The following is a 16,406-nucleotide window of genomic DNA, read 5'->3' on the forward strand; positions in this document are numbered from 1 at the left end:
GTAAATGGAGGCGGTAATTCGACGAAAGGAGCGCCGCCATGGCAGCGGTCACCATCCGCTACTGGGCCGCGGCCAAGGCCGCAGCCGGGACCGCGGAGGAGCCGTACGCGGCCGAGACGCTCGCCGAAGCGCTCGACGCGGTGCGCGAGCGGCACCCCGGGGAACTGACCCGCGTACTCCGGCGGAGTTCGTTCCTTATCGACGGAGACCCCGTCGGGACCCGCGGTCATGAGACCGTACGGCTGGCCGAGGGCGGCACGGTCGAGGTGCTCCCGCCGTTCGCAGGAGGATGACCCCCACACCATGAGCAACCAGCAGCCTTACCCGTACGAGGGGCAAGAGGGTCGCGAGGGGTACGACGGGCAGCAGGACCCGTCCTACGGCCGGCAGGAGCAGTCCTACGGGCAGCAGGTCCCGTACGCCCAGCAGCAGCCTCCGCAGCCTTCCTACGCGCAGGAGCCCTACACCCAGACCTGGGAGGGGCAGACCTGGGACACCCAGTACCAGCCGGTCCAGCCGCAGGCGCAGCAATACCAGCCACAGCAGGCCCAGCCGCAGCCGCACGCGCAGCAGCCGGACCCGTACCGGCAGCCGTACCAGCCGCAGGCGGCCGTACCCGTACCCGCTACGGCCGCCGCCGACACCGCGCATCTGCCGCCGCAGAACGGCGCGTACCCGCTGCTGCCCCAGACGCCCGGAGCGGCGGCCTACGAGCCGCCCCCGGCCCCCGCGCCGTACGAGCCCCCCGCCACCGGCGCCACGTTCAACTCACCCACCACCATGGGCAATGCGCGGGTCACCGACGCCCAGCGCGCCCGCGCCGAGGGCCGGTCGCCGGTGATAGCGCCGGGCATGCAGCCCGCCGCGCTGACCGCCGTCCTGGCTCTGCTGATGGCCGTCGCCGCCGGGCTCGGCTCGTATGCGCTGGTCGTGCCGCTGGTGCTGCTCCAGGTCGTCACCGCCGCGGGCTGGTTCCGGCTCAACGGCATGTGGCCCGCCCGGCAGGGCATCGCGCTCGCCTTCCTGGGCGGCGTCACCGCCGATATCGCGCTCCTTGCCGTCGACGCGGCGCACGCGCCCGCCGCGATCATCGGCACGCTCGGCGTTTGGGTGCTGCTCGTGCTCGTGCTCCAGCTGCGCAACCACGCGCCTGCCGACGAGCGGATGTACGGCCTGACGGCCACCGTCACCTCGGCCGCGCTCGCGGTCGTCGCGGCCGGGTACCTCGCCGCGGCCCCGGATGCCGTGACCATCGGCGGCGTCGCCGTCGCCGTCGCGGTGCTGGCCCGCGCGGTGCCGCTGGGGGCCGTTCCCTCGGTGATCGTTTCGCTGCTCGCCGCCGCGGGCGCCGGGATCGCGGCCGGCCAGTTGACGGACGTCGGCTCCAAGGGGGCGCTGCTCGGGCTCGCGGCCGGGGTCTGCGCGCTGATCGGCCTGCGGGTGGCCAGCTACGACTACCCGTCCCGGTTCGTCCACATGACGGCCGGAGTGGCCCTGCCGCTGGCCGCCGCGGCGCCTGCCGTCTATCTGATCGGCCGGGCCATCGTCTGATGGTGCGTCGATCACGGGCAGTAGGCTCGCGTCGTCAGGGGGCTTGACGACGTTGTGACTACTACTCGGGCGACACAGGTGGGGGACCCAGAGCAATGCGTGCACTGCGAATACTGCTGATCTTCGCTGTGGTCCTCGGCGGCATTTTTGTCGCCGTGGACCGCATCGCGGTCAACATGGCCGAGTCGGAAGTGGCCGACCGGGTCCAGAACCAGCAGGGGCTCGGCGGGGGAGCCGACGTCTCGATCAAGGGCTTTCTTTTTCTGACCCAGGTCGCGGCCAAGCAGCTCGACCAGGTCGACGTCACGCTCAAGGACGTCGAGGCGAGCGCGGCAGGCCGCAAGGTCACAGTCAGCGAGCTGGCGGCCGAACTGCACGACGTACAGCTGCAGGGCAGCCTCACCGGCTTCACCAGCGCGAAGGCGGCCCGTGCCACCGGCACCGCCACCATCTCGTACGCGGACCTGACCAAGGCCTCCGAGGAGGGCGTGCGCGTCTCCTACGGCGGCAACGGCAAGGTGAAGGTGACCGGCTCCATCGACATCCTCGGCCGTACCGTCACGCGCAGTGTCCTGTCCACCGTGAGCATGGTCGACGGCAACACGATCCGGGTACGGGCGGACAAGGTCCCGGCCGAGGGCATCCCCGGCCTGGAAGACATCATCCGCAAGCGGACCGACTTCGACCGGCAGATCGGCGGGCTGCCCGACGGGCTGAAGCTCGAAAAGATCGAGGCGCGCGAGGGGGGCGCGGAGATCTCCGTCACGGGGACGGACGTGGAGCTGGCAGGCTGATCGGCTCGCCCGGCCACCGGGCCGGATGGTGAGACTTGGGCGTCCGCCCCTCAGGAGAGGGGCGGACGTCGTGCGTCGCGGGGGTGGCTCCCCAGGCCTCAGCCGCACTCGCATCCCAGTATTCGGACGATCTCGTCTCAACATGCGACACGCCGGTGACATGTCGGACGTAACGTCCCTACGATCGGTCCCATGCAGGAGCGACAGGCGGACCTCACGAAGCGGCGGGCAGTGGACCTGTGCCGCGTTTCCGCCATGCTCTGTCGAACTCTCTGAGCGGGTTCTGTCACACCCGCCTCCGCCCGGCCCTTCCCGACTCGATCGCAGTCGAAGTCAGGGCCACCCCGTGCCGCCGAACGCCGGTACCGCCCGCGTATCCCGTATCCACAGCGGCCGGCACACCCCTCGCGCATAACCCCCGCATCCTGCCCCGGAGGAGAACAGCATGAGCCGCAGCGACGTCCTGGTAGACGCAGACTGGGTCGAGGCCCACATCGAGGACCCGAAGGTGGCCATCGTCGAGGTCGACGAAGACACCTCCGCGTACGAGAAGAACCACATCCGCAACGCCATCCGGATCGACTGGACCAAGGACCTCCAGGACCCGGTCCGCCGCGACTTCATCGACCAGGCCGGCTTCGAGAAGCTCCTGTCGGAGAAGGGCATCGGGAACGACACGACGGTCGTTCTCTACGGCGGCAACAACAACTGGTTCGCCTCGTACGCCTTCTGGTACTTCAAGCTCTACGGCCACAGCGACGTCCGTCTCCTCGACGGCGGCCGCAAGAAGTGGGAGCTCGACTCCCGCGACCTGGTGGACACCGTGCCCGAGCGCACCGCCACCTCGTACAAGGCCCAGCCCCAGGACAAGTCGATCCGCGCGTTCCGCGACGACGTGGCCGCGGCGATCGGCAACCAGAACCTGGTCGACGTGCGCTCGCCCGACGAGTTCAGCGGCAAGCTGCTCGCCCCGGCGCACCTGCCGCAGGAGCAGTCGCAGCGCCCCGGCCACGTGCCGAGCGCCCGCAACATCCCGTGGTCGAAGAACGCCAACGACGACGGCACCTTCAAGTCGGACGACGAGCTCAAGGCGCTCTACGAGGACGAGCAGGTCGATCTGGCGAAGGACACCATCGCGTACTGCCGCATCGGTGAGCGCTCGGCGCTCACCTGGTTCGTGCTGTACGAGCTGCTCGGTCAGAAGAACGTCAGGAACTACGACGGTTCGTGGACCGAGTACGGCTCTCTGGTGGGCGTGCCGATCGAGCTCGGCGCCAACAAGTAACCCAGGCCGCCGATTCAACCAATGGCTGCTCAACTGCTGCCTGCGATCAGACGACTTGAAGGACGGTTCAACATGTGTGGAGCACAGGCCGGTGGCCCCGACGCTTCGACGATCAAGCCCGGTGAGACGACGATCCAGGGCAATGTGACCCGCGACGGCGAGCCCGTCACCGGTTATGTGCGCCTGCTGGACGCGACCGGCGAGTTCACCGCGGAGGTCCCGACCTCGGCGACCGGACAGTTCCGCTTCTACGCGGCCGAGGGCACCTGGACGCTGCGCGCCCTGGTCCCGGGTGGCACTGCCGACCGTACGGTCGTCGCGCAGACCGGTGGGCTCTCCGAGGTCGCGATCGCGGTCTGAGCCCGCTTCTCTGCCGGCCGTAGGGCCGCACCCCCGGGGGTTGGACGCCACTGGAACGGGGTGCGGCCCATCGGTCTGTCCGGAGCCGGTTCGTCGGTCTGTCCGGGCCGGTTCGTCGGTCTGTCCGGGGCCGGGCCGCTCGGGCCAGGTGGTCGTACGCTGGAGGCATGTACACGCGGCGCCGTCGCGGCTATTTCCTGCTCATGGGCGGATGCATCGTCCTCTTCGTATCCGCTTGGTCCTTCGTGCGCCTGTGGTCCATGCCGGTGGCGGTCGGGATGTGCCTCGTCGCCATGGTCATCCCGCCGGTCGCGGCGATTTTCGCGAACCGCCGGGGACCCGATGACCGCTGGTGGGACGACCCGTCCGGCGACCCGAAGTCCGACGACTGGTGGTCCGAGCTGGACGGCAAGAAACATCCGCAGGAGTAGCGGCCCCGGCGAGCCCGGCTTGGACACCTACCCACAAGTCCTGCTCTTCTCGTGGCATGACCTTGCTCCCCTCCTTGCGCCCCGGGCGCACCACCCGTTCCCGGTACGGCGCCCTGCTGCTCGGTGTCCTCCTCGTCACCGGCCCGCTCGGCTGTACCAGGGCGGCCGAGCCGTCTGCCCCTTCGGCCCCGGCTTCGGCCCCGCCCGGCGGCTCGCGGGACGGCGAGGCCACCGCCGGTGCATCCCGGGAGCGGCTCCGGGTGGACGGCGGCACCCGGGAGTACCTGCTGCACCGCCCCGGCAAGGGCGCCGGGCCCAGACCGCTCGTCATCGCCTTCCACGGCCGCGGCTCGGACGCCGAGGAGCTGCGGGGGGCGAGCCGCCTGGAGAAGGCCGCCGGGGCGCGCGGCATGCTCGTCGCGTACCCCGAGGGGCTGCGCCACGGGTGGGGCGCGGGCAGCGCGGTCACGAAGGAGCGCCCGGACCCGGATGCCGATGTGCGCTTCGCCGAGGCGCTGGTCCGCGAGCTGGTGCGGAGCGGGCAGGCGGACCCCGAGCGGGTCTACGCCGCCGGGTTCTCCAACGGGGGCGCGATGGCGCTGCGGGTGGCTGCGCAACGGCCCGGGCTGGTCGCGGGAGCCGCGGCGGTCTCCGGTCAGCTCCCCGCGGGTGCCGCGGTGGTCAGGCCCACAGGAGCGGTGCCGGTGATGATCATTTACGGGGAGAAGGATCCCGTACGCCCCCTCGGGGGTCTGCTCCGTCCCGGTCCGGCGCCTGCCGGTGAAGAGCCGATCACGCCGACCATGTCGGCCCGCGACAGCGCTGCGGCGTTCGCGGCGGCGGGCGGGGCACGCCGTCCGGTGACGAAGTCCGAAGCGGGCTACGACCGCACGGTGTGGGGCCCGGGGCCCGCGGGCGCCGCAGTCCAGCTTCTGGTCATGGACGGCGCGGGCCATACGTGGCCGGGCTCGTCGATCACCCCGCCCAAGGGTTTCGGCCGTACCAGCACTGCTCTGAACGCCGCCGACACCCTCGTCGACTTCTTCGCGGCCCAGCGGTGACGGGTGAACCCACGCAGGGCCCGGCGCCCGGGCCCCGCACCCGAACGGGGACGCGGTGCCTCAGTACACGAGGGCCTGTACGCCGTCCGCCATGATCTCGCTGACGAAGACCTGCGCCCCCGCGATCCGCACGCCTTCGATCACGTCCTTCTCGCTGATGTCCCGCCGGGCCGCGCACTGCGTGCACAGGGTGATCAGCCCAGCCGCCACAATCGAATCGATCAGTTCGGGCAGCGGCGCCGCGTGCGGCAGTTCGAACTCCGCCGCTCGTCCGGGCAGCGCGAACCACGCCGATTCCCCGGTGAGCCAGAGCGAGACCTCCACCCCGCTGGCCACGGCGACCGCCGCCACCGTGAAGGCCTGCGAGCAGCGCTCCGGGGCGTCGGCCCCTGCGGTCACCTTGATCACGAGCTTCTTCGCCATGTCCTAACTGTAATCCGCGGCCCGGGCGACCTCACAGAGAGCGCCTGCGCCGGGCCGACTAAGCTGGTGCCCGGCCCGTACTGCCCACCGCTCGTGCAAGGAGCAACCCCGTGCTGACGATTCTCTTCGAAGCCCTGCTGGTGCTGGTCTGCGTCGGTGTTCTCGCCTTCACCGGCCTGGCCGTGAAGAAGCTCTACCAGGGCCAGCGCTGACCCGGACCGGCCCCTCTCATCTCCTCACAGATCGCCTGAGCAGCTCATGATCGAGATCCCGTCCGACCTCCATCCGGACCTTGTCCCCCTCTTCTTCCTCCTCGGGAACTGGGAGGGCGCGGGCGTTGCCGACTTCCCCGGTGCCGAGAAGTGCAACTTCGGCCAGGAAGTGACCTTCACCCACGACGGCCGGGACTTCCTGGAGTACGTCTCGCACACCTGGGTGCTCGACAACGAGGGCAAGAAGGTCAGGCCCCTGGAGAGCGAGTCCGGTTACTGGCGCGTCGACAAGGACCGCAAGGTCGAGGTCGTCATGAGCCGTGACCAGGGCATCGTCGAGATCTGGTACGGCCATCTTGCCGCCACGAAGCCGCAGATCGACCTGGTCACCGACGCCGTGGCCCGCACCGCGGCCTCCGGCCCGTACACCGGTGGCAAGCGGCTCTACGGCTATGTGAAGAGCGACCTGATGTGGGTCGGCGAGAAGGCCACCCCCGACGTCGAGCTACGGCCGTACATGTCGGCGCACCTGAAAAAGGTCGTCGACCCGAGCGAGTGGGCGAAGGACCTCAAGGACCTTCCGGACGACGGCATCGCGTTCTTCAAGTAGGAACAGGCAAACGGCGGACGAACGTACAGTCAGGTGCTTGCCGTACTGCCTACACTGGGGCGTGTGGTGAGCATCGACTGGAAGACCGACCTGCGGCAGCGCGGATACCGGCTGACGCCCCAGCGCCAGCTCGTCCTCGAAGCCGTCGACGCCCTGGAGCACGCGACACCCGACGACATCCTCGTCGAGGTGCGCCGAACGGCGTCCGGGATCAACATCTCCACCGTGTACCGGACCCTGGAGCTCCTGGAGGAGCTGCATCTGGTCAGTCACGCGCATCTGGGGCACGGCGCCCCCACGTACCACCTGGCGGACCGCCACCACCACATCCATCTGGTCTGCCGCGACTGTACGAGCGTGATCGAGGCCGACATCGAGATCGCCGCGGAGTTCACCGCGAAGCTGCGCGAGACCTTCGGTTTCACGACGGACATGAAGCATTTCGCCATCTTCGGCAACTGCCAGAAGTGCGCAGCGGAGGCGACCTCTGAAGGATCACCCGCCAAGTCGTAGGCTTGCGGACATGAAGAGCCCCCTGCTGTCCCTGCCCGGCGCCGTCCCCGCCGAAGGGCGTGACGAAGGTGTCGCCGCGCACTACGGCGACCTTTTCCGTGAGCAGCGCGCTCTCGCCGACGGCTCAGGCTTCGTCGACCTCTCGCACCGCGGCGTCATCACCGTCACCGGCGACGACCGGCTGAGCTGGCTGCACCTGCTGCTCACCCAGCACGTCAGCGAACTTCCGGCGGGCCGGGCCACCGAGGCGCTGATCCTCACCTCGAACGGTCACGTCGAGCACGCGCTCTACATCGTCGACGACGGGACGACGACCTGGGTGCACGTCGAGCCCGGGACGCAGGGCGACCTGCTCGCGTACCTGGAGTCGATGAAGTTCTACTACCGCGTCGAGGCCGCAGACCGTACCGAGGACTTCGCCGTCGTGTACCTCCCGGCCGGCTCGATCGCCGAGGTGCCGGACGGGGTGGCCGTGCGCGAGACACCGCAGGGCCGCGACCTGTTCCTGCCGCGCGCCGACCTGGAGTCGTACGCCGCCGCGCACGGCCCGGCGGTCGGCATGCTCGGCTACGAGGCGCTGCGCGTCGAGGCCCACCGGCCCCGCCTCGGCTTCGAGACCGACCACCGCACCATCCCGCACGAGCTGGGCTGGATCGGCAGCGCCGTGCACCTCCAGAAGGGCTGCTACCGCGGCCAGGAGACGGTCGCCCGCGTCCAGAACCTGGGGAAGCCGCCGCGCCGCCTGGTCTTCCTGCACCTCGACGGCAGCGAGGTGCTGCTGCCGGGCCACGGCACCCCGGTGCGGCTCGCCTCGGACGGTGAGGAGGGCCGCCAGCTCGGCTTCATCACCACCTCGGCCCGCCACCACGAGCTGGGCCCGATCGCGCTGGCGCTGATCAAGCGCAATGTGCCGCTGGACGCGGAGCTGATGGTGGGCACGACCGCCGCCGCCCAGGAAGTCGTCGTAGAACCGTAAACCGGGTCGGTCAGACCTCCAGGAACACCGTGAACGGGCCGTCGTTCGTGAGCGAGACACGCATGTCCGCTCCGAACCGGCCCGTCTCCACGTGCGCGCCCAGCGCCCGCAGCTGCGTCACGACCTCGTCGACCAGTGGTTCGGCGACTTCGCCGGGCGCCGCGGCGTTCCAGGTGGGGCGGCGACCCTTGCGGGCGTCCCCGTAGAGAGTGAACTGTGAAATGACCAGAAGTGGCGCATTCACGTCGGAGCAGGACTTCTCACCCGCAAGGATACGAACCGACCATAGCTTGCGGGCGAGCTGTGCGGCCTTGTCCGTTGTGTCCCCATGAGTGACTCCCACCAGCACACACAGTCCTCCGCCGACGATCTCGCCGATTGTTTCGCCCGCCGCGACGACGCTCGCGCTGTCGACTCTCTGCACCACTGCACGCATGCGGCCCAACCTATCCGGGGCCGAACGGGGGCAGAGTGCCTGCGTGGCCGTCGCCATGAGTGGCACGATGCTCGCAGGCGGTGCGCGCCGCACCGGTCCGAGGGGACGGAAATCCATGAGCACACCAGTCGCCGGGCAACCGCCCGGCCCGGCACATATGCCGCTGATCCACCCGGTCTCTCCCGCTGCCTCCGCACGGCCACCCGCCCAGCGGTCCGACGGCAGCGCGCCCGGTGCCGTCGCGGAACGCGATCCGCGGGACCTGCCCGTGCTCCGGCTGCCGGCGCTGCGCGCGCTGCGCCGCGATTCGCAGCGCGACGAGGCGGACCTCAGTTACGTACGGCGGCTGCTGCACGGGCGGATCGACATTCTGCGGGCCGAGCTGTCCCGGCGTACGGGGCCGGACTCCCCGGTCGTCGACCGGCTCTCCGAGATCCTCGCGGACGCGCCGTCCTTGCACCGGTCATCCGCACGGCACGTCACGCTGTCCATGCCGCACAGTGAGGAGTACCGGCTGCTGGCCGCCGAGATGCTCGCCGAGGTCGAACTGTCCGACCTCGACGCCCGGACGGACGAAGAGCTGCACTCGGCGATGGGACGCCTGGTCCGCTACGAACAGCGGGTCTCCAGCCGTCGCCACCGCCTCCAGCGGACGGCCGACGATTGCAGTGCGGAGATCGCCCGCAGGTACCGTGATGGCGAAGCTCAAGTGGACGATCTGCTGACCTGAGGCCGCGCCCCGGCCCCGTGGGAGGCGGGTCGTCCCCCCTCGGATCTCCGGAAGGCCGACGATGTCCTCCAACACCACCGCCATATCCCCGGTCCTCGCCGAAGTCATACGTTCCGGTTTCGTCGAGGGTCACCACCGGGGATCGCTCGTCGTACTGGCGGCGGACGGCAGTGTGGACACCGCGGTCGGCGACCCGTCCGCCCCGGTCTTCCCGCGTTCCAGCAATAAGCCGATGCAGGCTGCCGCGGTGCTGCGGGCCGGTCTCGACCTGTCGGGGCAGCGGCTGGCGCTGGCCGCCGCGAGCCACTCCGGGGAGCGCTTCCACCTCGATCTCGTACGGAAGATGCTGGCGGAGGCCGGGCTCGCGGAGTCGGACCTGCAGACCCCGCCGGACCTGCCGCTCGACCCGGTGGAGGCGGAGGCCTATCTCGCCGCAGGCGGGGTACGTGAGCGCATCACCATGAACTGCTCGGGCAAGCACGCCGCGATGCTGGCCGTCTGCGACCTCAACGGCTGGGACCGCAAGTCCTACCTGGACCCCGCCCACCCCCTCCAGCAGCTCGTCCTGACCGTGGTCGAGGAGGCGAGCGGCGAGAGTGTCCCGGTGGTCGGCACGGACGGCTGTGGCGCCCCCCTGATGGCGATCAGCCTCACCGGCCTCGCCCGCGCCTTCCGCCACTTCGTCCTCGCCGAGCCCGGCACGGCGGAGCGCCGCGTCGCGGACGCCATGCGCGCCCACCCCGAGTACGTCGCGGGCACCCGCCGTCCCGACACCTGGCTGATGCGCGAGGTGCCCGGCGCGCTGTCGAAGATGGGCGCCGAGGCGGTCCAGGCGGTGGCTCTGCCGGACGGCCGCGCCCTCGCCTTCAAGATCGACGACGGCGCCGGCCGGGCGCTCGGCCCGGTGCTGGCCCGGGTGCTGCGCCAGCTGGGCGTGCAGGGGCCCGTGGTGGACCGGATCGGGTTCGCGCCGCTGCTCGGCGGCGCCGCCGAGGTCGGGGAGATACGCGCGGTGTTCTGACCCGGCCGGGGAGGAGCCGGGGCGGCGCGGCGGGGGAGCGGAGGGCCGTGGGGGAGCGGCGTGGCGGGGGAGCGGCGCGGCTCGGGCGCCGGGAAAATCATGCGACAGCGCGCGGGGCCTGTGCCTAGCGTGGGCGCATGACCGTCGACGTCCGTCAGATCACCGAATCCGAGCTCCCCGACTGGCTGCGCGCCCTGGCCACCGGCTTTCTGCGGTCCCCCCTGGTCCCGGCGGAGGATGTCGCGCAGAGCAGGGAGCGCAAGGACCCGACACGGATCCAGGGCGCCTTCGACGAGGGCCGCTGCGTCGCTACGTTCCGCTCCTTCGCGCAGGAGCTCACGGTCGTCGGCGGAGCGCCGGTCCCGGCAAGCGCCGTGTCCAATGTGACCGTCTCGCCCACACACCGCCGCCGGGGCCTGCTCAGCCGGATGATGGACGCGGACCTGCGGGCGGCGAAGGAGCGCGGCGACGTCCTGTCGACGCTGATCGCCGCCGAATACCCGATCTATGGGCGGTACGGATACGGGCCCGCCGCATCCAGCACCGAGTGGGAGATCGACGTACCGCGCGCCGGGCTCGACCCGCGTTGGTCGGGGCCCGGCGACGGCGGCCGGGTCGACCTGGTCGACGGGGCCGATGTGCGCAAGCTCGGCCCCGAGCTGCACGACCGGCTCCGGGCCGCGCAGCCCGGCGCGATCGGCCGTGACGCGTACTGGTGGCAGACCAACACCGGGCAGGTCGCCATGAGTTACGCGCCGTGGAGCGAGCCGTACTACGCGGTGTACCGCTCGGCGTCCGGTGAGGTCGAAGGGATGATCGTCTACAAGTCGGACGACAACTGGGGCGACGCCAAGCAGCCGCTCAACAAGGCGACCGTGCGCGACATGATCGCGGTGACGCCGGCGGCGGAGCGCGCGCTGTGGCACTTCGTCTGCTCGGTCGACTGGATCACGACGGTCCGGTCCGGCCTCCGTGCGAGCGACGATCTGCTACCCCTCCTGCTCCCGGATCCCCGGGCTGCCAGGATCGTCACTCAGGCCGATTTCCTCTGGGTGCGGTTGCTGGACGTCGTACGTGCCCTGGAGGCTCGTACGTATGCGGTGCCCGCCTCGCTGGTGCTTGAGGTGCATGACGCGGCCGGCTTGGCCGGTGGGCGGTTCCGGCTGGCTGCCTCGCCGGACGGTGCGGTCTGTGAGCCGTCGGCCGAGTCGGCCGATCTGGCTCTGGATGTACGGGAGTTGGGCGCCCTCTATCTGGGCGAGGAATCCGCGGTGCGGCTGCTGGCGCTGGGCCGCGTCGTGGAGGAGTCCGCGGGCGCCGCTGTCGTTGCCGACGCCCTGTTCCGTACCCCCAGGCGCCCTTGGTGCCCGGACATCTTCTGAAAACCGCCGCCCCGGATGCGCTCCTTCAGCCGATTACCGGCTGGAGGAGCAGGACGAGGACGATGGCGCCCACACTCAGGCAGGCGGTGTTCTTCGCCTTGACGCCGATGGACAGCAGGGCGACGGCGGCCAGCCCCATGATGCCGAACTGGCCCTGGATGAGCTCTTCGACGACGAAGAAGAGTGCTGCGAGGAGGATGGCGATGAGTGGCATGACGGGTCCCTCCCTGAGTCGGTCCCATTTGGCAGCTGATTCACCAACCTCTGATGGCTGTGGCGTACTCCCACCATATTGTTCAAGTTGGCTACCAACTCTTATTGAGTTGTCCCCTACTTGGGCCGCGAAATAACCACCCGGCACGCAACTGCCGCTAGATGGCGAGAAGTTGTAGTGTTGGTGTGTGAGCACAGCAGGCTCCCCCATAAACGGACGGAAGCGGTCCCCCGAAGAGGTCGCCGAGGAGCTGCGGGCCCGGATCAGGACCGGGCACCTGCGGCCCGGCGACCGCATGCCGACGCAGGCGAAGCTGGCCGACGAGTTCGGCGTGGAGCGGGGCGCCGTCCGACTGGCGCTGCGGGCCCTCCAGGAGGAAGACCTGCTCACCAACGTGACCAAGGGTTCTCCCGCGATCGTGGCCGAGACCGTCCCCGTCGCGCTCACCCCGCAGGAAGCGCGGCCGCAGTCGACGATGGTCGCCCTGGCGCCGCGCATCTCCGCTGCCTTCGCGGCCCCGCATGTGCGGATCGACGCCCTGTGTCTCACCTCGGTCTCGCTGACCCTGGCGCTCGGGGAGCCGCTCCGGCAGATCCACAGCGGGGGTATCAAACCGGCCAAGGTCGAAGTGCGCGTCCTGCTGCCGAGCCGCAACATCGATCTCGCCTTCCCCACGCTGGTCTCGGACGGCGGGGACACCCGGCCGCAGCGCCGGTGGCTGACGCAGCGCAACGCGCAGGGGCAGGTGCTGAGCCACAATCTCTTCGCGCTGCGCCGCTCGCACGGCATTGACGTGCGGGTTACCTTCCGGGCGCTGCCGTTTACGCCGCCCGTGAAGCTCTACCTCCTGAACGGCTCCGAGGCGTTGCTGGCGTACTACATGATCAGCAGGCAGCAGGAGGAGATCGATCATGAGTCGCTGGAGATGTACGACACCCAGGGCACGCAGTCGATGCTCTTCCTGTTCACGCACAGTGGCGAGGGGAAGCGGGATACGACGTTCGTGGAGCAGTCGCAGCTCTGGTTCAACGCGATCTGGGACACGATCAGTTCGGACCTGACGTTGGCCGGCTGACCGGGTTGCGCCTGACGGCGGGGCCGGTCGCCGCGGTGGTCCGGACGCTGGGCGGTCAGAGCGCCGGGGCGGTCAGTTGCATGGCGATGACGGTGACCCCGACGCCTACGCAGGCCGGGCTCCTGGCCCTGATGCCGATGGCGATCAGGAGTGCTCCGATGGCGCAAAGGGGTCCGTACCGCCACTCTGCCAACTTCTCGAACCCCACCACGACAACGGCGGCGATGAGCAGGAGTGCGGGCATCCTGGTTCCTCCTTCGATGTGGGTGGGTAGATGGAGGGCACCGCGCCAAGTGCGGCCAGTTGGTGCCAACTCTTGCCAAGGTTGTCCCGCTTGGTCACGATCAATAAACAACTTTCAAACAACTCACGCTAGATGGTGAGGAGTTGTAGCGTCGATGTGTGACTCAGGAGAACATCGCAGTGAACGGCAGGAAGCTCTCGTACCGGGAAGTGGCGGCCACTCTGCGCGACCGGATCCGCAAGGGTGACCTCAGAGCCGGGGACCACATGCCCACCCAGTCCCGGCTGGCCGAGGACTTCGGGGTCGAGCGCGGCGCGATACGCCAGGCGCTGCGGGTCCTTCAGGAAGAGGGCCTGCTCACCGATGTCACGCGGGGAGCGCCCGCCCGTATCGCCGACGCACCGACGGGCGCACCGACGGGCGCACCGCCCGTCCCGCAGGCGCAGGCCACCATGGTCAGCCTGGCGCCGCGCATCACCACCGCCTTCGCGGCCCCGCACGTGTGCATCGACGCGCTCAGCCTGACCTCGGAGTCGCTCACGATCGCGCTCGGCGAGCCGCTGCGGCTGATTCACGAGGGCCGGATCAAGCCCGAGACCGTGGACGTACGCATCCTGCTGCCCGGCCGGGACATCTCGCTGGCCTTCCCCATCTCCGTCGAGGAACCGAAGGACGACAGCCCGGTGCACCAGCGCTGGCTGGCCCAGCGCAATTCGCAGGGTCAGGTACTGCGCCACAACCTTGTCGCGCTGCGCCGCTCGCACGGCATCGACGTCAAGGTCACCTTCAGGGCGCTGCCCTTCACACCGCCGGTGAAGCTCTACCTCCTGAACGACTCGGAGGTGCTGTTCGGCTACTACATGATCACCAAGCGGGAGGAGGAGATCAACGACGTGCCCACGGAGATGTACGACACGCTCGGGCTGAGGTCGCTGCTGTTCTCCTTCAGCGCGGGCGAAGGGGCGCGGGACGCCACCTTCGTGAACCAGTCGAAGGAGTGGTTCGACGCGCTGTGGACCACGATCTCGTCGGAGTTGATCCTGTCCTGACGGCGCTCCCGCCCCGCCATGAAGTCCTGTCCACCCCCGAAGGGCCCGCGCGGCCACCCGCAGGTCGTGCCGCACGTCCGGGGTCCGCAGCAGCGACCTGTGCAGCGACCTGTGCAGCATCTGTTCGAGGCGGACGAGGCGTACGAGGCGTACGCCGCTGGGCGCTGACCCAGTTCGGTCCCGTGCACGAGCGACGGGCAACAGTACGAGGAACCGCCCGCGCGGCGGGTACAGGGGGGAAGATGGCACAGCAGGCACGCCGCCTCCCCGGTCGCAGGGCTTCACCGGCCCCGCACGAGGTGCAGCCGTGCCTGGTCCTGCCGCACACCTGCTGGACGTTACTGCCCCCACCGGACCTACTCACGGACGGCTTCGTGACTTCTGACGCGCCTCAAACCGAACAGACGGCACCGGTGATCGGGAACCCCAAGGGCTTGAACCCCAAGGACTTGAATCCCAAGGGCTTGAACCTCATCGGCTTGATCACGGCTGCCGAATACGTCCTCTTCGACTTCGACGGCCCGATCTGCCGGCTCTTCGCGGGCCATCAGGCGCACGAGGTCGCCGACAGCCTGGTCGACTGGCTGGAGGAACGCGGCCGGCATGTGCTGCTGACCAAGGAGGAGCTGGCCTCGGACGACCCGCATGCCGTCCTGCGGGCGGTGGGCCGGATCAGCCCGGGAAGCGAGCTGGTCGAGGCCTTGGAGGAGGAGCTCACCCGCGAGGAACTGCAAGCCACGGTCACCGCCAGGCCCACACCGTGGGCCGATCCGCTGATCCGCACCTGGCGGGCGGTGCTCGGCGGCCGGCTGGCGATCACCACGAACAACTCCCCGCAGGTGGCGCGGCAGTACCTGGCCGGCCGCGGCCTCGCGGAGTGCTTCCTCCCGCACGTCTACGGCCGCACCACCGACCTGAGCCTGCTGAAGCCCGACCCGGACTGCCTCAACCGGGCGCTGGCCGGTCTCGGCGCCCGGCCCGACCAGGCGCTGATGATCGGTGACACGCCGTCGGATCTGTACGCCGCGCAGCGGGCGGACGTACCGTTCCTCGGCTACGCACGTGACGAGTGGCGCCGGGAGCGGCTGCGTGCGGCGGGTGCGGAGGTGGTCGTGGACGACCTGGAGCAGGTGCTCGACCTGGTGCGGAGCACCTCGCGGGCGTGATCGCTCCGGCCCGGCCGTGCGGGGCAGGGCCGGCGTCCGGTGGTGGTCCGTCCGGTGGTGGTCCGGTTTTTCAGGCCTGAACCATCAGCAGTACGAAACCGTGCAGCAGGTGCTGCGCGAGCTGGTGAGCGAGGGCTGGATCGAGACGCGTCAGGGCAGCGGCACGCGGGTCGTCAACACTCAGCAGGTGTACTCGCCCGCCGGGCCGCGGCCGGGCGCATCACGCTGGGCCCGCTGATCGACGCCGCCTTCGAGGCCAAGGACGTGGTCATTGACGTCTTCACCCTGACGGCGCAGTCCCTGGTCGCGCACATCCACCTTCAGGCCGAGCGGGTGCGGGCGGGGCTGATTGCGCCGGAGGGCGTCACCGTGCGCCTGCTCCTCCCGAGCGAAGAGGCACGACTGGCCTACCCGAAATCCGCGTCCGACGATCAGGATCAGCGACCGCTGGAGCGGTTGCACGACATCAGCCGGGCCCATACGGCCTCGCTGCGCTCCTCGCTCCTGGACCTTCGTTCGGAGCGGCTGGTCTCCCGCGTCGACGTACAGGTGAAACGCACACCGATCACCCCGGCCTTCAAGCTCTACCTGCTCAATGGCAACACCGCGCTGCACGGGCTCTACGTAGTCGTCGAGCGGCCCATCGAGCTCGTCGGTGGGGAGGAGGTCGACGCCATCGACGTGCTGGGGCTGGGAGCGACGCTGTTCCACTACGTGAAGGACGAGGACGAGGACTCGCAGGGGTCTCTCTTCGTCACGACGGCCCAGTCGTGGTTCGACTCGCACTGGAACCTGCTCAGCACCTGACGCCACATTCGACGACAGACTCGAACGCCTCAGCACATTCGGGCGTACACATCACCCGCAGGGCTT

At 69.8% G+C, this 16,406-nt stretch carries 23 protein-coding genes; 19 read left to right on the plus strand and 4 right to left on the minus strand.

All coding sequences use genetic code 11. The features are described from left to right. Positions 1-38 precede the first annotated feature (38 nt). The 8 genes from ABCR94_RS30330 (at position 39) to ABCR94_RS30360 (ending at position 5,482) form a co-directional block, all read left to right on the plus strand. On the plus strand, positions 39-293 hold the full coding sequence (locus tag ABCR94_RS30330) for a MoaD/ThiS family protein (protein WP_347123688.1): 255 nt from the start codon (positions 39-41) through the stop codon (positions 291-293). A 10-nt stretch (positions 294-303) separates the two neighbouring features. Continuing rightward, positions 304-1,551 (plus strand): hypothetical protein, encoded by a 1,248-nt coding sequence (locus tag ABCR94_RS30335; protein WP_347123689.1) that lies wholly within the window; start codon positions 304-306, stop codon positions 1,549-1,551. 95 nt (positions 1,552-1,646) lie between these two features. Then, on the plus strand, positions 1,647-2,345 hold the full coding sequence (locus ABCR94_RS30340; protein WP_347123691.1) for an LmeA family phospholipid-binding protein: 699 nt from the start codon (positions 1,647-1,649) through the stop codon (positions 2,343-2,345). 192 nt (positions 2,346-2,537) lie between these two features. After that, positions 2,538-2,621 carry a putative leader peptide gene (locus ABCR94_RS39245; RefSeq protein WP_434600435.1) on the plus strand — a complete coding sequence of 28 codons (84 nt, stop codon included), beginning with the start codon at positions 2,538-2,540 and terminating at the stop codon, positions 2,619-2,621. Positions 2,622-2,790: 169 nt separating this feature from the next. Further along, positions 2,791-3,630 (plus strand): sulfurtransferase, encoded by an 840-nt coding sequence (locus ABCR94_RS30345; RefSeq protein ID WP_347123693.1) that lies wholly within the window; start codon positions 2,791-2,793, stop codon positions 3,628-3,630. 72 nt (positions 3,631-3,702) lie between these two features. Further along, the gene (locus tag ABCR94_RS30350; protein ID WP_347123694.1) at positions 3,703-3,990 is read left to right on the plus strand and encodes a DUF1416 domain-containing protein; all 288 of its coding nucleotides are present in this window, start codon (positions 3,703-3,705) and stop codon (positions 3,988-3,990) included. A 167-nt stretch (positions 3,991-4,157) separates the two neighbouring features. Further along, on the plus strand, positions 4,158-4,421 hold the full coding sequence (locus ABCR94_RS30355; RefSeq protein ID WP_347123696.1) for a DUF3099 domain-containing protein: 264 nt from the start codon (positions 4,158-4,160) through the stop codon (positions 4,419-4,421). Positions 4,422-4,477: 56 nt separating this feature from the next. Further along, positions 4,478-5,482 (plus strand): CE1 family esterase, encoded by a 1,005-nt coding sequence (locus ABCR94_RS30360; RefSeq protein WP_347123697.1) that lies wholly within the window; start codon positions 4,478-4,480, stop codon positions 5,480-5,482. Positions 5,483-5,542: 60 nt separating this feature from the next. Here the strand turns inward: ABCR94_RS30360 and ABCR94_RS30365 are convergent, their stop codons facing one another. After that, the gene (locus tag ABCR94_RS30365; RefSeq protein WP_347123699.1) at positions 5,543-5,905 is read right to left on the minus strand and encodes a DsrE family protein; all 363 of its coding nucleotides are present in this window, start codon (positions 5,903-5,905) and stop codon (positions 5,543-5,545) included. 258 nt (positions 5,906-6,163) lie between these two features. Between ABCR94_RS30365 and ABCR94_RS30370 the strand changes: the two genes are divergently transcribed. The 3 genes from ABCR94_RS30370 (at position 6,164) to ygfZ (ending at position 8,216) form a co-directional block, all read left to right on the plus strand. Continuing rightward, on the plus strand, positions 6,164-6,727 hold the full coding sequence (locus ABCR94_RS30370; RefSeq protein ID WP_347123700.1) for a heme-binding beta-barrel domain-containing protein: 564 nt from the start codon (positions 6,164-6,166) through the stop codon (positions 6,725-6,727). 63 nt (positions 6,728-6,790) lie between these two features. Further along, the gene (locus ABCR94_RS30375) at positions 6,791-7,240 is read left to right on the plus strand and encodes a Fur family transcriptional regulator (protein WP_347123702.1); all 450 of its coding nucleotides are present in this window, start codon (positions 6,791-6,793) and stop codon (positions 7,238-7,240) included. Positions 7,241-7,250: 10 nt separating this feature from the next. After that, positions 7,251-8,216 (plus strand): CAF17-like 4Fe-4S cluster assembly/insertion protein YgfZ, encoded by a 966-nt coding sequence (gene ygfZ, locus ABCR94_RS30380; RefSeq protein ID WP_347123704.1) that lies wholly within the window; start codon positions 7,251-7,253, stop codon positions 8,214-8,216. A gap of 10 nt (positions 8,217-8,226) precedes the next feature. Here ygfZ and dtd read toward each other — a convergent pair whose 3' ends face one another. Beyond that, positions 8,227-8,652: a D-aminoacyl-tRNA deacylase gene (dtd, locus tag ABCR94_RS30385; RefSeq protein ID WP_347123706.1), complete on the minus strand. Its 426-nt coding sequence runs from the start codon at positions 8,650-8,652 to the stop codon at positions 8,227-8,229. Between the two features lie 115 nt (positions 8,653-8,767). Here dtd and ABCR94_RS30390 point away from each other — a divergent pair, with 115 nt between their 5' ends. The 3 genes from ABCR94_RS30390 to ABCR94_RS30400 all read left to right on the plus strand — a co-directional run bounded on the left by ABCR94_RS30390 (position 8,768) and on the right by ABCR94_RS30400 (position 11,785). Next, positions 8,768-9,382: an RsiG family protein gene (locus tag ABCR94_RS30390; RefSeq protein ID WP_347123708.1), complete on the plus strand. Its 615-nt coding sequence runs from the start codon at positions 8,768-8,770 to the stop codon at positions 9,380-9,382. A gap of 61 nt (positions 9,383-9,443) precedes the next feature. Beyond that, complete coding sequence (locus ABCR94_RS30395) at positions 9,444-10,403, plus strand: asparaginase (protein WP_347123710.1); 960 nt, start codon at positions 9,444-9,446, stop codon at positions 10,401-10,403. A 137-nt stretch (positions 10,404-10,540) separates the two neighbouring features. Beyond that, entirely contained in the window at positions 10,541-11,785 is a 1,245-nt protein-coding gene (locus ABCR94_RS30400) for a GNAT family N-acetyltransferase (RefSeq protein ID WP_347123711.1), read from the plus strand. 25 nt (positions 11,786-11,810) lie between these two features. Here the strand turns inward: ABCR94_RS30400 and ABCR94_RS30405 are convergent, their stop codons facing one another. Further along, a complete protein-coding gene (locus ABCR94_RS30405; protein WP_347123713.1) occupies positions 11,811-11,999 on the minus strand; it encodes a hypothetical protein in 189 nt (62 codons plus the stop codon). A gap of 187 nt (positions 12,000-12,186) precedes the next feature. Between ABCR94_RS30405 and ABCR94_RS30410 the strand changes: the two genes are divergently transcribed. Further along, positions 12,187-13,074, plus strand: a complete 888-nt coding sequence (locus ABCR94_RS30410; RefSeq protein ID WP_347123714.1) for a GntR family transcriptional regulator — start codon at positions 12,187-12,189, stop codon at positions 13,072-13,074. Between the two features lie 55 nt (positions 13,075-13,129). Here the strand turns inward: ABCR94_RS30410 and ABCR94_RS30415 are convergent, their stop codons facing one another. Beyond that, positions 13,130-13,318: a hypothetical protein gene (locus tag ABCR94_RS30415; RefSeq protein ID WP_347123715.1), complete on the minus strand. Its 189-nt coding sequence runs from the start codon at positions 13,316-13,318 to the stop codon at positions 13,130-13,132. Positions 13,319-13,476: 158 nt separating this feature from the next. Here ABCR94_RS30415 and ABCR94_RS30420 point away from each other — a divergent pair, with 158 nt between their 5' ends. The 4 genes from ABCR94_RS30420 (at position 13,477) to ABCR94_RS30435 (ending at position 16,340) form a co-directional block, all read left to right on the plus strand. Continuing rightward, the gene (locus ABCR94_RS30420) at positions 13,477-14,367 is read left to right on the plus strand and encodes a winged helix-turn-helix domain-containing protein (RefSeq protein ID WP_347123717.1); all 891 of its coding nucleotides are present in this window, start codon (positions 13,477-13,479) and stop codon (positions 14,365-14,367) included. A gap of 413 nt (positions 14,368-14,780) precedes the next feature. Continuing rightward, complete coding sequence (locus tag ABCR94_RS30425) at positions 14,781-15,533, plus strand: HAD family hydrolase (protein WP_521978177.1); 753 nt, start codon at positions 14,781-14,783, stop codon at positions 15,531-15,533. Between the two features lie 100 nt (positions 15,534-15,633). Next, positions 15,634-15,771 (plus strand): hypothetical protein, encoded by a 138-nt coding sequence (locus ABCR94_RS30430; RefSeq protein WP_347123718.1) that lies wholly within the window; start codon positions 15,634-15,636, stop codon positions 15,769-15,771. A 26-nt stretch (positions 15,772-15,797) separates the two neighbouring features. Next, a complete protein-coding gene (locus ABCR94_RS30435) occupies positions 15,798-16,340 on the plus strand; it encodes a hypothetical protein (protein WP_347123720.1) in 543 nt (180 codons plus the stop codon). The last annotated feature ends 66 nt before the right edge of the window (positions 16,341-16,406 follow it).

The organism is Streptomyces changchenzhani (assembly GCF_039766235.1).
In the GTDB taxonomy this organism is placed as follows: Bacteria; Actinomycetota; Actinomycetes; order Streptomycetales; family Streptomycetaceae; genus Streptomyces.

Excerpts from the sequence above, each read along its gene's own strand:
- ABCR94_RS30360 (WP_347123697.1), top strand. The coding sequence starts at position 4,478 with ATGACCTTGCTCCCCTCCTTGCGCCCCGGGCGCACCACCCGTTCCCGG.
- ABCR94_RS30395 (WP_347123710.1), top strand. The coding sequence starts at position 9,444 with ATGTCCTCCAACACCACCGCCATATCCCCGGTCCTCGCCGAAGTCATA.
- ABCR94_RS30370 (WP_347123700.1), top strand. The coding sequence starts at position 6,164 with ATGATCGAGATCCCGTCCGACCTCCATCCGGACCTTGTCCCCCTCTTC.
- ABCR94_RS30400 (WP_347123711.1), top strand. The coding sequence starts at position 10,541 with ATGACCGTCGACGTCCGTCAGATCACCGAATCCGAGCTCCCCGACTGG.
- ABCR94_RS30335 (WP_347123689.1), top strand. The coding sequence starts at position 304 with ATGAGCAACCAGCAGCCTTACCCGTACGAGGGGCAAGAGGGTCGCGAG.
- ABCR94_RS30415 (WP_347123715.1), bottom strand. The coding sequence starts at position 13,318 with ATGCCCGCACTCCTGCTCATCGCCGCCGTTGTCGTGGTGGGGTTCGAG.
- ABCR94_RS30350 (WP_347123694.1), top strand. The coding sequence starts at position 3,703 with ATGTGTGGAGCACAGGCCGGTGGCCCCGACGCTTCGACGATCAAGCCC.
- dtd (WP_347123706.1), bottom strand. The coding sequence starts at position 8,652 with ATGCGTGCAGTGGTGCAGAGAGTCGACAGCGCGAGCGTCGTCGCGGCG.
- ABCR94_RS30355 (WP_347123696.1), top strand. The coding sequence starts at position 4,158 with ATGTACACGCGGCGCCGTCGCGGCTATTTCCTGCTCATGGGCGGATGC.
- ABCR94_RS30390 (WP_347123708.1), top strand. The coding sequence starts at position 8,768 with ATGAGCACACCAGTCGCCGGGCAACCGCCCGGCCCGGCACATATGCCG.
- ABCR94_RS30405 (WP_347123713.1), bottom strand. The coding sequence starts at position 11,999 with ATGCCACTCATCGCCATCCTCCTCGCAGCACTCTTCTTCGTCGTCGAA.
- ygfZ (WP_347123704.1), top strand. The coding sequence starts at position 7,251 with ATGAAGAGCCCCCTGCTGTCCCTGCCCGGCGCCGTCCCCGCCGAAGGG.
- ABCR94_RS30340 (WP_347123691.1), top strand. The coding sequence starts at position 1,647 with ATGCGTGCACTGCGAATACTGCTGATCTTCGCTGTGGTCCTCGGCGGC.
- ABCR94_RS30330 (WP_347123688.1), top strand. The coding sequence starts at position 39 with ATGGCAGCGGTCACCATCCGCTACTGGGCCGCGGCCAAGGCCGCAGCC.
- ABCR94_RS30345 (WP_347123693.1), top strand. The coding sequence starts at position 2,791 with ATGAGCCGCAGCGACGTCCTGGTAGACGCAGACTGGGTCGAGGCCCAC.
- ABCR94_RS39245 (WP_434600435.1), top strand. The coding sequence starts at position 2,538 with ATGCAGGAGCGACAGGCGGACCTCACGAAGCGGCGGGCAGTGGACCTG.
- ABCR94_RS30365 (WP_347123699.1), bottom strand. The coding sequence starts at position 5,905 with ATGGCGAAGAAGCTCGTGATCAAGGTGACCGCAGGGGCCGACGCCCCG.